Origin of the sequence: Streptomyces sp. NPDC017095 (assembly GCF_044332325.1) — a bacterium.
Classification (GTDB): Bacteria; Actinomycetota; Actinomycetes; order Streptomycetales; family Streptomycetaceae; genus Streptomyces.
This window is the reverse complement of the sequence record NZ_JBIROU010000011.1, coordinates 232,094-245,263: the sequence shown is the minus strand read 5'-3', so window position 1 is coordinate 245,263 and position 13,170 is coordinate 232,094. Positions and strand designations below refer to the sequence as shown.

The following is a 13,170-nucleotide window of genomic DNA, read 5'->3' as shown; positions in this document are numbered from 1 at the left end:
GCCGTCCGGCCTACCGCAGCCCCGTCACCGTCCGGCCGTCCGTCAGCCGGCCCGTCAGGTCGGCCCGCGCGCCCTGCCCGGCCCTGACGGCCAGCAGCGGTCCCCGCCCGGACGCGGTGATCCCGCCCGTCGCCGAGATCGACGCCGTGTCCTCGCCGCCCGCCGCCAGCAGGTACCAGGAGCCCGCCGCCGACTTCCACAGCACACCGGCCAGCACCTGCGGATCCCGGGGCCCGCAGGCCGGCACGTCCGTGCCCTTGGCGACGACCGCCCCGGCCGGCCCGCCCGGCGTGCGGAACTGGGCCAGCGCCGCCGTGCCGGCACCGCGCCAGGTCTCCGCCCGGGTGCACACCCAGGTGCCGGACCCGCTGCCGTCGGGCAGCGGCTGCTCGGCGTACGCCCAGGCGTTGACGCTGCGGACACCCGACGCCCGCTCGGCCGCCAGCGAGCAGGCGAACGGCGCCCAGGCGCGCAGCCCCTGCGCGTCCGACGCCTCCCCGGCCGCCCCGGGCCGGCCGGCCGTGAGGTGGGCCGGGACCAGCTCGCCGAGGTCGGTGGCCAGATGCGTGCCCGAGGCGTCCGTGAGCTGGAGCACGCCCCACGAGGCGCAGCCGCCGGACCGGACGGCCGGGCTGGCCAGCGGTGCGGTGACCCCGCCGGCGAGCGGGAGCGGCTTGACGGCCGACTCCGGCCGGGTCAGGTCCCGCTGGGCCGCCTTCGTCACCCACGGCGCGGTCAGATAGCGGACGTTGCCGTCGGCGCGGTCCAGCACCAGCGCGCTCGCCCCGGCGCCCGTCGCGCCGTCGACCCGGGCGAAGTCCAGGGCCGCGCCCCGGGTGCCGTCCTTCGGCTCGGCGTAGCGGACGACGCGCAGGCCGTCGTAGAGCAGCACCACGCGGGCGGTGTCGACCTCGCCCGCGTACAGCAGCTGGGGCGGGCCGGCCGGACCGCCGGTCGCGGTGCCCGGGGTCGCCGACACGTGCACCGTCCCTCCCGGGCGGGCCCACACCGCCAGGGCGCGGCGCAGCAGGGCCGGGTCGCCGGTGAGCGGGCCGCGCGCGGGCCACACGGAGAAGTCGGTGCGGGCCGAGGTGCGCCAGGCGGCGGGCGGGACGCGGGTCAGCCGGCCCGGGTCGAGGGCGGCCGTGGCGGCGGGGTTGACGGCGCCGGCGGGCGCGGCCGCGCCGTCCGGGCCCCAGCCGCCGTCCGGGAGCGCGACCAGCGCGCCGCACACCGCGAGCGCGGCGGCGGCGGCGAGCACGGCCTTCGTGTGCCGGCGGCGGCGCGGCAGATCGGTGGGCCGGGCCTGGAGCGCGCACGGGTCGAACTCGGGCGAGGAGAGCAGCCCCGGGTGCGCGGGCACCCCGTTCGCCGAGGCCAGCGCGCCGCCCGGATCACTCACCCCGGCGGCCCGCAGCAGCTCGCGCACGTCCGGGTCGGGCAACTGCTCCAGAGCGCGCAGCACGTAGGCGGCGCGGGCCGGTGCGGACAGGGTGGCCAGCCGCTGGTCCAGGGCGAGGGCGTCGGCGCCGCCCGAGCGCGGGAACAGCCGCAGGCCCCACACCTGGGGGAGCAGCGGCGGCGGCGCGGCGAGGCGGAACGGACCCGTGCGGGGCCGGGCCGCCACCAGGGCCGTGCGCAGCACCTGCTCCCGCAGACAGGCGTATCCCGGGTCGTCGTCCCGGCGGGCCCCCGCTCCCGGCCCCGTCCGGCCGGGGCGCTGGGCCGGGAGCACGGAAGAGCGCCTGCGGCCCCGGGGCACGGCGCGCTGGGCGAGGGCGTGCGCGGTCAGCACCCGGCGGCTCCGGCCGAGGTCCGGCGGCAGCACCAGATAGGCGAGCCGGACCAGCCGGGGATAGTGCTCGACGAGCGCGGCCGCGGCCTGCTCCTCGCCGACCGGGCCGGTACGGGAGGGGGCCGCCCCCGCCCGGTGGGTGCGCGAGGGTGCGTGACGCGGGGGTACATCCTGTGACTGCACGTCCAGGAGAACGAGCGAGCCGGTGGTCGGTCACCGCGGGGCCGGGTGCCTCACGCCTGAGGTGCGGCCAGGGCGCGGGCGTAGCGGGCCATCGACTGCCGGTAGCGCGGCAGATGCGGGGCGAGCGCGCCGAGCACCAGGGACAGGCCCTCGCGGTCCCGGCCGAGGCTGGACAGGCACAGCGCCAGCACCGCCCGCACCGCGTCGTCCAACTCGTCGGAGGGTCCGTCCAGTTCCGGCGTGAGCAGCTTGACGCCCTCCTCCGCCTGCCCGGTGTTGCGCAGCGAACTCGACAACTGGATCTTCGCCCGGCGGCCCCGGTATCCCGTGAGCCCGCGCTCCAGCGCCTCGCGGTAGAGCGGCACGGCCCGGTCCGAGTGCCCGGTGGAGTCCCAGGCGCAGGCCCGCTCGAAGGGGCCCAGCGGGCTGTCGTCGGGCAGTTCGGCGACCAGGCCGTCGATCACGGCGCGCAGTTCGGGCGCCCGCTCCGGCGGACAGTCGTCGAAGTCGGCCCAGGCGGCGGCCACGCGGTCTTCCCAGTTCTGGTTCACCGCGCCACCTTCGCACACCCGTACGCGTCCGTCGCCTGAATTGAGCGCACCGCGCGCGCGGGCCGTATCCGAGGGCGCCGGGGCACGCCCGGCACATCAGGACCGGAGGAGACAGATGAGGCTGAGGCGACTGGCGCCCGGCGCGGCGGCCCTGCTCGCGCTGGCGGGCTGCGGCTCGGGCGGTCACACGGGGCCGGTGCCGCCCACCGCGACCGGCAGTCTGGAACGCCTGGCCGCCCGGGTGCGGTGCGCGCCGGACATGCAGACCGACGCCGACGAGATCCGGCAGGCCGTCTGCCGCACCCGCGACGGCCGGTTCGTCCTCGCCACCTTCGCCACCGACCGGGGCCAGCGCGAGTGGATCGACGACGCGAAGGACTACGGCGGCCACTATCTGGTCGGCCGCAAGTGGGTCGCCGTGGGCGACGACGGTGTGGTCAGGGTGCTGCGCGGCACGCTCGGCGGCGACCTGGAGACCGGCGCCGACCATCACGCGCACGGCGGCTGAGCGGGCCGCGGCGCGGGCGCGCTCCGGCGGCCGGCGCGGGGCGCGGCGGCGCGCGGGCAGGGCGAAGGCCGGTGACGAGGGGGGGGATCGTCACCGGCCCTCTGTCAGACGGCCGGTGACGGGGAGGGGGGTCGTCACCGGCCTTCTGTCAGGTGCCCGGGTCGGGGATCAGGAGCAGTTCCGGCCGCGGTTGACGCAGTCGGCGATCCGGCCGGCCAGGCCGTCGCGGGTGACGCTGATGAAGTCGTCGTGGTCCGTGGCGGGCTTGTGCAGCTGTTCGGGGAAGCCGTCCACGGCGTAGGCGTTCTTCACCTGGCCGTTCTGCACGGCCGGCGGGGTGATGTCGTACACGAGCCGCATCGTGAGCTGCGGGATCGCCTTGAAGCCGGCCGGGCAGGCGCCGCTCGCCGGGTCGGCGAAGGCGACGTGCGCGCGGTGGTTGGCGCTGTCGGTGTTCTGCCCGTCCCAGCAGCTCTGGAAGGCGAACGAGCGCACCACCTTGCTGCCCTGCGGGCAGATCGGGTACTGCGCGGTGAGCTGCACCTTGGTCTCGAAGCCGGTGCAGCTCCAGTGCGCGTTGGCGTTGGCCAGGCCGTTGGTGGTGGTCTTGGCGTCCCCGGTGATGATGCGCAGGAACTGCGGCATCGCGACGACCTTGCTCACCGGGCTGCCCACGTACCTGATCTCGGCCTGGGCCGGGGTCAGGACGCGGCCGACGTTGCCTTCCTTGCCCCCGCCGTCGGCGTTCTGGTCGAAGTCCCGGGTGCCGTCCTGGACGCGGACGACCGGCCAGTAGTACGACGACAGGTCGCTGCGGTTGCGGCAGCTCGTGCCGCCCCGCAGGAACGTCTGGTTGCCGGCGAAGGCGTTCACCTTCTGGTTGCCGACGTAGTCGTGCAGGTGGTGCGCGCCGTTGGCCACGCCCGGCGCCACGATCACGTTGTCGGTGTTGTGGTTCTTGTTGGCGTTCACCCCGCAGCGCGTGGTGAACGTGCCCGTGGAGCCGTTGCGGGTCGCGCGCGGCTTGCCCTGGACGTTCGGCGCGACCTTGGTGATGTCCACGAAGTCGGCCGCGACCGGACCGTTGCCGGCCTGCCCGCCGTTGCCCTGCTGCCCGCCGCCCTGCTGACCTCCTTGCCGGCCGCCGCCTTGCTGGCCGCCGGCGGTGGTCTGGTCGGCGTCGCGCGTGGTGCAGGCGGCGAGCCCGCTCAGCGCGGCGTCGAAGGAACCGCCGGCCCGCTGGACGTCGATGCGGATCCGGTCGATCGTCGCGCCCCGCTTCTCCTTGAGGGGGCCGACGATCGCGTTCTGCACGAAGCCGGGGTCCTTGGCCTGCGCGTCGCGGGTCGAGGCGAGCCGGGCGTAGGCCTCGGTGATCTGCCGGTCGAGGGCGGCCAGTTCCGCCGCCACGCCCCGGCGGGCCGCGTCCGGCACGTCCGTCAGCCGCTGGCCGACGTCCGGGCAGGACAGGGTCGCGACCCGGGCCGGCGCGGCCTTGGTCTCGTTGCCTCCCCACGAGCGGTGGTCCGGCTCGTGCGCCGAGGCGTAGAAGTTCGCCCAGACCAGCCCGCCCCCACCGAGCGCTAGGGCCGCCGTTGCGGCCATGGCCTTGACGGCCAGCGGCGTACGGCGTTTTCGTGTGTTGCGTCCCATGGAACTCCTCTGACTTCCTTGCGGGGCAGCATCGGGGCGCCCGACAGGAGTGAAGCGGCGCCCTTCCATACGGACGCGGCCCCAAAGGTGTTCACCCGTCACACGAATTGCCTTGTCCGGCAGGCGGGTCGCGGGTCAGCGGTCCTGGTCGAGATAGGCGAGCACCGCCAGGACCCGCCGGTTGTCGTCGTCCGCCACCTCCAGGCCCAGCTTGGCGAAGATGTTGGAGGTGTGCTTGGCGATCGCCCGCTCCGTCACCACGAGCTGCGCCGCGATGCCCGTGTTGGAGCGGCCCTGGGCCATCAGCTCCAGCACCTCGCGCTCGCGCGGGGTGAGCCGGGCCAGCGGGCGGTCCGCGGCCGACCGCCGGGTGAGCAACTGCTGGATCACCTGCGGGTCCATCGCCGTACCGCCCGCCGCCACCCGCCGTACGGCGTCCACGAACTGCTCCGCGTCGAACACCCGGTCCTTCAGCAGATAGCCGATCCCGCCGGCGCCGTCGGCGAGCAGCTCGCGCGCGTACAACTGCTCCACGTGCTGGGAGAGCACCAGCACCGGCAGCCCGGGCCGCGCCCGCCGGGCCGCCAGCGCGCACTGGAGCCCCTCGTCGGTGTGCGTGGGCGGCAGGCGCACGTCGACCACGGCCACGTCCGGCTCCGACTCCGCGAGCGCCCGGGTGAGTTCGGGGCCGGTCTCGACGGCGGCGGCGATCTCGAAGCCGTACGCCTGGAGCATCCGCACCAGCCCGTCGCGCAGCAGGAACAGGTCTTCGGCTAGGACAACGCGCACGGGATCTCCAGGGTCACCACGGTGGGACCGCCGGCGGGGCTGCCGACGGTCAGGTTCCCGTCGAAGGTACCGAGCCTGCGCCCGATGCCGGCGAGCCCCGAACCCGCGCCGACCACCGCACCGCCCCGGCCGTCGTCGGTGACCGTGATCCGCAGCCGGCCGCCGGCGTGGCGCACGTCGATCCCGATCCGGCCGGCCCCGGAGTGCTTGACCGCGTTGGTGAGCACCTCGTTCACCGCGAAGTAGGCGGCCGACTCCACGGGCGCGTCCGGGCGGCCGGGCAGGTCCACGGCCACCTCCGCCGGCAGCGGCAGCCGCAGCGCCAACGCCCGTACGGCGTCGCCCAGTCCGCGTTCGGCGAGCACCGGCGGATGGATGCCGCGCACCAGGTCGCGCAGCTCCGCCAGGGCCTCGGCGGAGTTCCGGCGGGCCTGGGCCAGCAGCTTCTTCGCCTCCGCCGGGTTCCGTTCGACCAGCATCTCGATGGTCCCGAGGTCCATGCCCATGGCGACCAGCCGGGCCTGGGCGCCGTCGTGCAGGTCCCGTTCGATGCGGCGCAGTTCGGCGGCCGAGGTGTCCACCGCGTCCCGCCGGGTCTCGGTCAGCACCCGGACCCGCTCGGTGAGGTCGTCCCGGCCGCCGAGGACCGCGCGGGTGAGCCGGAAGTGCAGCACGAGCAGCCGCGGCGCGAAGCGGACCCCGGCCACCAGCAGCGCGGCGGCCAGCACACCGGCGAGCAGCGCGGTTGCCTGGCCGGTCACCGGCACGAACGCGTACCAGTACACGTCGTCCGGGCCGTGCACGAACGCCCGCCACAGCCCGGCCGCCACCAGCAGGCCCTGGACGGGGAACAGCACCAGGACGGCCGGGAGCAGCGCGGTGACGGTGCCCGCCGTCATGTCGGCCAGCAGCCAGCGCAGGTCCCGCCAGGTCTGCGGGTCCCCGAGCATGACGACGGTGCGCCGCCACGCGCCGGCCCCTTCCGGAACCGGCCGGTAGGTCACGGGGATCGCCACCCCGCACCACTCGGCGGCGAGCCTGCGCCGCGTGTTCGCGTACTCCCGCAGCCCGCCGAGCATCGCCGGCACCAGGAACAGGCCGAGGCCGACGGGCAGGAGTTCGAGGGAGACGACGGTCAGCACGAAGCACAGCACCGTCACCGGCAGCATCGCCAGGGCCAGTACGAGACCTCGTACGGCGGCCAGTACCGCTTCTCGGGCGCGGGCGCGCACGTCGTCCTGCGGGGCGTGGGTGTTCATGCCGTCAGTCTGGCCGAGCCCGGCCGCCCGGTCACGGGGCGGAACCCCACGTCAGGGGGTGGTGCCGGATACACCCCCGGCCCCGCCCAGCACCTTCGCCTCCGCCCGCGGGTCCAGGCCGGGGCGGGAGCGGTCCGGCCGCAGCGGCGCGCTGCCGCCCAGCCGGACCAGCCAGTCCCAGGTGGCGGCGACCGTCTCGGCCACGGGCCGGCACACCAGTCCCGCCGCGAGCGCCCGCGACACGTCCGAGCCGTGCATCGCGTCGTACATCTCGCCGCCCGGCGGCACCCACACCGGCAGCTCGGTCCACGGCGCGATCCCGGCCGCGAGCACCGTCTCCGGGTCGGTCCAGCGCAGTTCGGCGTCCGCGCCGGAGACGCGCAGGCACGCGTCGAGCAGTTCGCCCATGGTGGTGTGACCGGGCGGGCTCACCAGGTCGTACGGGCCGCTCAGCCCGCTCTCCAGCGCGCCGAGCAGCCAGCCGGCCAGGTCGCGGACGTCGATGTACTGCAGCGGCAGCTCGCGCGGGCCGGGTGCGAGGACCGGGCCGCCGCGCGCGATCCGGGTCAGCCACCAGGGCAGCCGGCCCACGTTCTCGTACGGGCCGAGGATCAGGCCGGCCCGGGCCAGCAGGGAGTCCGCCGCGCCGAAGGCGCCGACGGCGGCCAGTTCGCCGCCGCGCTTGTCGTGCGCGTAGTCCGTCGCCCCGGCGTCCGCGGCGGCGTCCTGGACCAGCGGGGCGTCCTCCGTGGCGCCGGGCGGCGCCGGCCAGGCGTACACCGACCGGCTGGAGACGTACGCGTACCGCCCGGCCCGGCCGCGCAGCAGCCGGGCCGCCTCGTGCACGGCACGCGGTGCGGCCGACCAGGTGTCGACCGCGGCGTCCCACTCGCCGCCGTCCGCCGCGAGCGCGGCGAGGCCGTCGGGCGCGGTGCGGTCGCCGTGCACCGGCCGGGCCCCGGCCGGCAGCGGCTGCCGTCCCCGGTTGAAGACGGTCACCTCCCAGCCGCGTCCCAGTGCGGCCTCCACGACCGCGCGCCCCACGAACTCCGTACCGCCCAGCACCAGAAGTCTCATGCCGGGGATCCTGCCCGGTCCGGGGCCGTGGGGTCACGGGGCTCCGCCGAGAGCGGAACGGGCGGTCAGCGGCCGGTCGGCGGGGTGTACTTGTAGCCGACCCGGCGCACCGTCTGGATCGCCTTGCGGTGCCGCTCGCCCAGCTTGCGGCGCAGCCGGGCGATGTGCACGTCCACGGTGCGGCCGTCGCCGACATGGCCGTAGCCCCACACCGTGGTGACGAGCTGGTCGCGGGTGTGCACCCGGTGCGGGTGGGCCACCAGGTGCGCGAGCAGTTCGAACTCCAGGTAGGTGAGGTCGAGTTCGCGGTCGTCGACGCTGGCGATGCGCCGTACCGGGTCGATCCGCACCAGCGGGTCGGTGCCGGGCCCGGCGGCGTCCCGCGGCTGGTCCGGGACCGCGACCGGCAGGAACGGGGGCCGCTGGTCGGCGGGGACCAGCACCAGATAGCCCACCATCGGGGGCTGGCCGGGCAGGGTGGGCAGGGTGTGCTGCGGCGCGGGCAGCCAGGTGGCGCCCGGCGGCAGGAAACCGGCCACGTCCGCCGCGTCCACGACCTCGTCCCGGTCCACGGCGCGCAGCCGGTGCCGGGTGCCGGGCGGCGCGGAGACGGGGGCGGGGGCGGGCAGGGCGGCGGTGGAGAGGGATCGGGTGGTCGCCATGAGAGGTCAGCTCTTTCGCGCGAGGGGTTCGTCGAGGAAGACGGCGGCCGCGATTCGTGGTCGGGCGCACCGAGGACGTACGTCGTTTCGCGCTGGCCGAAGGCCGGGGGTACGGCTTTAGAGGGCCCGCGCGTTCCTCGCGCGGCGACACACACGGTCGAAGTCGTGGTGCTGACGGGAAGGCCAGAACGGCTGGAGGTCGTAACGACCCGTCGCGGTGCTCTGCTGGATGCCGGCCATGGCTCCATTGAAGCAGAGGCGCGCGGCGGGCAGGAGTCTCCTCTCACTGCTTGGACGTTTCCTTGGCGGTAAATTGACGTGACGTCCGCCCGCGATGCCCCCTTTCCGCCCAGGTCAGCGGGGTGCGGACGGTCGGCCGCCGCCCGGCCGCCGTCTCGGCAACCGGACAGTGCGGACGCCCGGCCGGCCACGGGGACGGTTACCGGGAGCCGCGGTGCGGCGGCCGGGAGAGGGCGCGCGACCGCCCCGCGCACCCCCGGAACGGGCCGGCGCGCGGCAGCAAAGAGGGCGCCCGCCGGATCGGCGGGCGCCCTCTTCGGTGGCGTGGGACGGATCAGACCTGGCCGGCCTTCTCCAGCGCGGCGCAGCAGGTGTCCACCATCAGGCGGGTCACCACGTACGGGTCGACGTTGGCGTTCGGACGGCGGTCCTCGAGGTAGCCCTTGCCGTCCTTCTCGACCTGCCACGGGATGCGCACCGAGGCACCGCGGTCGGAGACCCCGTAGGAGAACTCGTCCCAGGGAGCGGTCTCGTGCAGGCCGGTCAGGCGCTCGTCGATGCCGGCGCCGTAGTTCTTCACGTGGTCCAGCGGCTTCGAGCCCTCGCCGAGCGCCTCGCACGCGGTGACGATGGCGGCGTAGCCCTCGGGCCCCTCGCGCATCGCCTTGGTGGAGAAGTTGGTGTGCGCGCCGGCGCCGTTCCAGTCGCCCTTGACCGGCTTCGGGTCCAGGGTCGCGGAGACACCGAAGTCCTCGGCGGTGCGGTACAGCAGCCAGCGGGCCAGCCACAGCTGGTCGGAGACCTCCAGCGGGGCCAGCGGACCGACCTGGAACTCCCACTGGCCGGGCATGACCTCGGCGTTGATGCCGGAGATGCCGAGGCCCGCCTTCAGGCAGTTGTCGAGGTGCGCCTCGACGACGTCGCGGCCGAAGATCTCGTCGGCGCCGACACCGCAGTAGTAGCCGCCCTGCGGGGCCGGGAAGCCGCCCTCGGGGAAGCCCAGCGGACGCGAGCCGTTGAAGAAGGTGTACTCCTGCTCGATGCCGAAGACGGGCTCCTGCGCGGCGAACCGCTCGGCGACCTCGGCCAGCGCGGCCCGCGTGTTGGAGGAGTGCGGCTGCATGTCCGTGTCCAGGACCTCGCACAGGACGAGCACGTCGTCGCCGCCGCGGAGCGGGTCCGGGCAGGTGAAGACCGGCTTGAGCACACGGTCCGAGGAGTGGCCCTCGGCCTGGTTGGTGGAGGAGCCGTCGAAGCCCCACAGCGGCAGCGCGTCGAGACCGGCCGGGGCACCCGTGATGATCTTCGTCTTGGAACGCAGCTTGGCCGTCGGCGTGGTGCCGTCGATCCAGATGTACTCAGCCTTGAAGGTCACGGGGCCCATCCTTCGGGGTGGTCGGGCCCACTGGCGGGAGCCCGGCGCTGCGGCACCGGTGCGCCGCTCGAACTGCCGGGCAGCCTGTCAACGGGCCGTTTCCCGCCGGTTGCCCGTATGTGAACCCCGTGTTACCCGGGCCTTCTGTGGTGCGGCTCACGTGCGGGGGCGCCAGGGGACCGGCGGGCCGGCCGTGTACGGCCCGCACCGGCCCCCGGATACCGGCCCGGACTCAGCTCCCGTCGCGGGAGAGGGCCTCCCGTACGGCGTCCTCGCTGCGCGCCACCAGCGCCGTCCCGTCGTCCGCGGTGATGATCGGACGCTGGATCAGCTTCGGATGCCCGGCGAGCGCGGCGATCCAGCGGTCCCGCGCGCTCTCGTCCCGCGGCCACTCCTTCAGCCCCAGCTCCGCCGCCACCGGCTCCTGGGTGCGGGTGATGTCCCACGGCTCCAGGTCCAGCCGCTCCAGTACGGCCCTGATCTCGTCCTCGCCCGGGACGTCCTCCAGATACCGGCGCACGGTGTACTCGGCGCCCTCGGCGTCCAGCAGGCTGATCGCGCTGCGGCACTTGGAACAGGCCGGATTGATCCAGATCTCCATGCGGAACACGGTACGCGGTCCTGGCTCTGTTCGAATTCACCACACCCCGGCAGTCTCACCCTCACCGCTGGTGACGACACGTCAATCTCCCTGCTCAGCAGCAGGATCGGCGTCTGCCGCGGACGGTCGATTGTCAGTGGCCGCGGGTAGAATGGAAGCAGTGTTCGAAGGGCGGGTGCCGGGGTCCCGGTGTCCGGCCCGACCGCGACAGGAGGATCCTGTGCCCGCTGCCGCTCTGAAGCCGAAGCCGTCGCCGACCCAGTCCACCGCCCAGCGTCCCGTGCCGTTCGACTCGCCCTACGAGCCCGTGGCGAAGCGACCGCTCCCGGCCGGCCGGCCGCGCGAGTGGTACGTCACGCACAACCGGCGCCTGAAGGCCATGCGCCTCGCCATAGCCCTGCTCGACTCCGGGATCCACCTGCCGGACCAGGCCCGGAACGAGACGATCCGCGGCGCGGCCGAGCGGATCGGGATGCGGGCGCCCTCCGACACCACGTGCCACATGGTGCGGGCGCTGATGCGCTACTCACGCTGAGCGCCCCGGCCGCCGGGGCTCCCGCCGCCCGCCGCGGGACCCCGGCACCGGTGACGGCCGTACCGGCCCGCTCCGGTCGTCGGGGACTCACACGGACGCGCCGGTCCCGTCGCCGACGGCGGCCGGCTGCCCGGTGTGCACGGCCGGCTGACCGTCGTGCGCGGCCGGCTGGCCGCCTTCCGGGCCCTCGGGGCCTCCCCTGCCCTCCAGGCCCTCCAGCAGGAGCGCCACGAACTCCCGCCGGTCCTCGGGGTGGTCGTGGAACCACACGCCCACCCGGTGCTCGGAGTCCGGGAGTTCGAGGCGGGTGAGCCGGGCGCGGGCGGACAGCGCCTGCTGCACCGCCTCCGTCACCTCCGGCGGGATGACCGCGTCGTTGCCGGGCACCGCCAGCACGGCCCGGCCCGCGTACGACCGCAACGCCTCCAGAGCCCGGGACTCGCGCCAGCCGTCCGGGGTGCGGATCAGCTCGGAGAAGCGGCTGTCGCCGGTGCCGAACGGGACCTCCCAGGCCGCCGGGGAGTAGACGGCGGGCGCGCCCAGACCGATCGCCGCGACCCGGCGCCCGTAGTGCCGCACCAGGTCCGCGACCGTCTGCCCGCTCATGCTGAAGCCCACCAGCACCAGGGGGTCGGCCGCCGGGGCGTGCGCGTCGAGCACCGCCACCGCCTGCTCGTAGCGCCGGCGCAGGCTCAGCTCGGAGAGCGCGCCCGTGCTGTCGCCGTGACCGGAGAAGTCGAAGGCCAGGGCGCGGCAGCCCTGGGCGGCGAAGTCGGCGAGGAGCGGCGTCAGGCGTTCCTTGCTGCCGTTGCCCGCGCCGTGCAGCAGCACCACGGTGGCCCGGCCGGCCGGACCGGCGCTCACCGCGCTGAGCCGCTCGCCGTCGTACGCCTGCGTGAAACCGGTGAGTTCGTCCATGCGGGTCATTCACTCACGGCCGGTCCGCCACCGGAAAACCGGATGCACCGGCGGTCGCGCCCTCCCTACGCTGGGCGAACGGAGACGCGCCGGTCACCCTCCGTCACCCTCATCCCGTTCACCTCGCCTCACTCCTTGGAGGTCCGTCATGCGTGGCGTTCTCGCGGCCGGGACGGTCGTCCTGGTGGTCCTCGGCATCGGCAACCACCTCTGGTGGCTCGCGGCCGTGGCCCTGCTGTATCTGTACGCCACGCACGGCCGTGGCTCGCCCGGCGCGGTCCCGCCCGCCGCCGGACCCGGCGCCCCTCCCGAGAGCTACCGGGCGTACCGGGAGCGCCGGGACCGGCAGGCCGAGTGGGAGCGCCGCTACCGCCGTGAGCGGCCCGCCGAGAAGACCCGGTGAGCCGGTGACGCGGTGCGTCCGGGGTGGAGCCGGCCGTCACAGGCCGGGGGCGCCCCACACGGGGAACCAGCGGCCCAGGTCCGGTTCGACCGGCAGGTCGCCGTCGAGGGCTGCCCTGAGCTGTAGCTCCAGCGCGGTGTCCCGCCGCTCGGCGGCGCCGGGCAGCGGGGCGAACGGATAGAAGGTGCCGCGCTTGTAGAGGTAGACGAGGGCGAGCCGCCGGCCGGTGCCGTCCGTGAAGGAGACCAGCGAGCACAGCAGCTGCGGGCCGAAGCCGGCCGCCTCCAGCGAGCTGTTCACCGCGTGCAGATCGGTCACCAGCTCGGGCAGCCGGCCGGGGGAGCGGCGCGACACCAGCCAGGAGTAGCCGTAGCCGTCCCGGTGCGGTGTGACCGGCGGGCCGGTGCGGTCGCTGTCCGCGTCCAGCAGCTCCCGCACCTCCTGGCACAGCCGCTCGAAGGCGGCGCCCTCCACCGTGGCGAAGCACACCGCCCCGCTCCCGGTCGGCGTGAAACCGGCTGCCGCCTCCAGCGTCACCGCCGCCGACGGCAGCGCGAACAGCCGGTCGAGATCGGGCGCGACCGGCTTCGTACGGCCGAGCAGGACGTCCAGCAGTCCCAC

General features: G+C 75.2%; 14 protein-coding genes. 3 read left to right on the top strand and 11 right to left on the bottom strand.

Annotation, left to right across the window (positions count from 1 at the left end; translation table 11 throughout):
- Window positions 1-10 precede the first annotated feature (10 nt).
- Complete coding sequence (locus tag ACH4OA_RS23475; RefSeq protein WP_397970559.1) at window positions 11-1,978, bottom strand: hypothetical protein; 1,968 nt, start codon at window positions 1,976-1,978, stop codon at window positions 11-13.
- A gap of 50 nt (window positions 1,979-2,028) precedes the next feature.
- Window positions 2,029-2,529, bottom strand: a complete 501-nt coding sequence (locus tag ACH4OA_RS23470; protein ID WP_397970557.1) for a tetratricopeptide repeat protein — start codon at window positions 2,527-2,529, stop codon at window positions 2,029-2,031.
- Window positions 2,530-2,644: 115 nt separating this feature from the next.
- On the opposite strand from ACH4OA_RS23470, the gene ACH4OA_RS23465 reads away from it, so the two are divergent.
- Window positions 2,645-3,037, top strand: a complete 393-nt coding sequence (locus ACH4OA_RS23465; protein WP_397941914.1) for a hypothetical protein — start codon at window positions 2,645-2,647, stop codon at window positions 3,035-3,037.
- Window positions 3,038-3,205: 168 nt separating this feature from the next.
- On the opposite strand, the gene ACH4OA_RS23460 is transcribed toward ACH4OA_RS23465, so the two are convergent.
- The 7 genes from ACH4OA_RS23460 to ACH4OA_RS23430 form a co-directional block, all read right to left on the bottom strand.
- Window positions 3,206-4,690: a DUF1996 domain-containing protein gene (locus ACH4OA_RS23460; RefSeq protein WP_397970554.1), complete on the bottom strand. Its 1,485-nt coding sequence runs from the start codon at window positions 4,688-4,690 to the stop codon at window positions 3,206-3,208.
- A 135-nt stretch (window positions 4,691-4,825) separates the two neighbouring features.
- A complete protein-coding gene (locus tag ACH4OA_RS23455) occupies window positions 4,826-5,479 on the bottom strand; it encodes a response regulator transcription factor (protein WP_365873556.1) in 654 nt (217 codons plus the stop codon).
- A complete protein-coding gene (locus ACH4OA_RS23450) occupies window positions 5,464-6,738 on the bottom strand; it encodes a sensor histidine kinase (RefSeq protein WP_397945708.1) in 1,275 nt (424 codons plus the stop codon). The genes ACH4OA_RS23455 and ACH4OA_RS23450 overlap by 16 nt, the downstream gene beginning before the upstream one ends.
- A 51-nt stretch (window positions 6,739-6,789) precedes the next feature.
- Window positions 6,790-7,815, bottom strand: a complete 1,026-nt coding sequence (locus ACH4OA_RS23445) for an NAD-dependent epimerase/dehydratase family protein (RefSeq protein ID WP_397970550.1) — start codon at window positions 7,813-7,815, stop codon at window positions 6,790-6,792.
- Window positions 7,816-7,880: 65 nt separating this feature from the next.
- On the bottom strand, window positions 7,881-8,477 hold the full coding sequence (locus ACH4OA_RS23440; RefSeq protein WP_365873562.1) for a winged helix-turn-helix domain-containing protein: 597 nt from the start codon (window positions 8,475-8,477) through the stop codon (window positions 7,881-7,883).
- A 574-nt stretch (window positions 8,478-9,051) separates the two neighbouring features.
- Entirely contained in the window at window positions 9,052-10,092 is a 1,041-nt protein-coding gene (gene glnII / locus ACH4OA_RS23435) for a glutamine synthetase (RefSeq protein WP_397945709.1), read from the bottom strand.
- Between the two features lie 232 nt (window positions 10,093-10,324).
- On the bottom strand, window positions 10,325-10,693 hold the full coding sequence (locus tag ACH4OA_RS23430; protein ID WP_365873566.1) for an ArsC/Spx/MgsR family protein: 369 nt from the start codon (window positions 10,691-10,693) through the stop codon (window positions 10,325-10,327).
- Between the two features lie 220 nt (window positions 10,694-10,913).
- On the opposite strand from ACH4OA_RS23430, the gene ACH4OA_RS23425 reads away from it, so the two are divergent.
- Window positions 10,914-11,228, top strand: coding sequence for a hypothetical protein (locus tag ACH4OA_RS23425; RefSeq protein WP_365873568.1), 315 nt, complete (start codon window positions 10,914-10,916; stop codon window positions 11,226-11,228).
- Window positions 11,229-11,315: 87 nt separating this feature from the next.
- On the opposite strand, the gene ACH4OA_RS23420 is transcribed toward ACH4OA_RS23425, so the two are convergent.
- The gene (locus tag ACH4OA_RS23420; protein ID WP_397970547.1) at window positions 11,316-12,146 is read right to left on the bottom strand and encodes an alpha/beta hydrolase; all 831 of its coding nucleotides are present in this window, start codon (window positions 12,144-12,146) and stop codon (window positions 11,316-11,318) included.
- A gap of 148 nt (window positions 12,147-12,294) precedes the next feature.
- Between ACH4OA_RS23420 and ACH4OA_RS23415 the strand changes: the two genes are divergently transcribed.
- Window positions 12,295-12,549: a hypothetical protein gene (locus tag ACH4OA_RS23415; protein WP_397941926.1), complete on the top strand. Its 255-nt coding sequence runs from the start codon at window positions 12,295-12,297 to the stop codon at window positions 12,547-12,549.
- A gap of 36 nt (window positions 12,550-12,585) precedes the next feature.
- Here ACH4OA_RS23415 and ACH4OA_RS23410 read toward each other — a convergent pair whose 3' ends face one another.
- On the bottom strand, window positions 12,586-13,170 hold the full coding sequence (locus ACH4OA_RS23410; protein ID WP_365873574.1) for a hypothetical protein: 585 nt from the start codon (window positions 13,168-13,170) through the stop codon (window positions 12,586-12,588).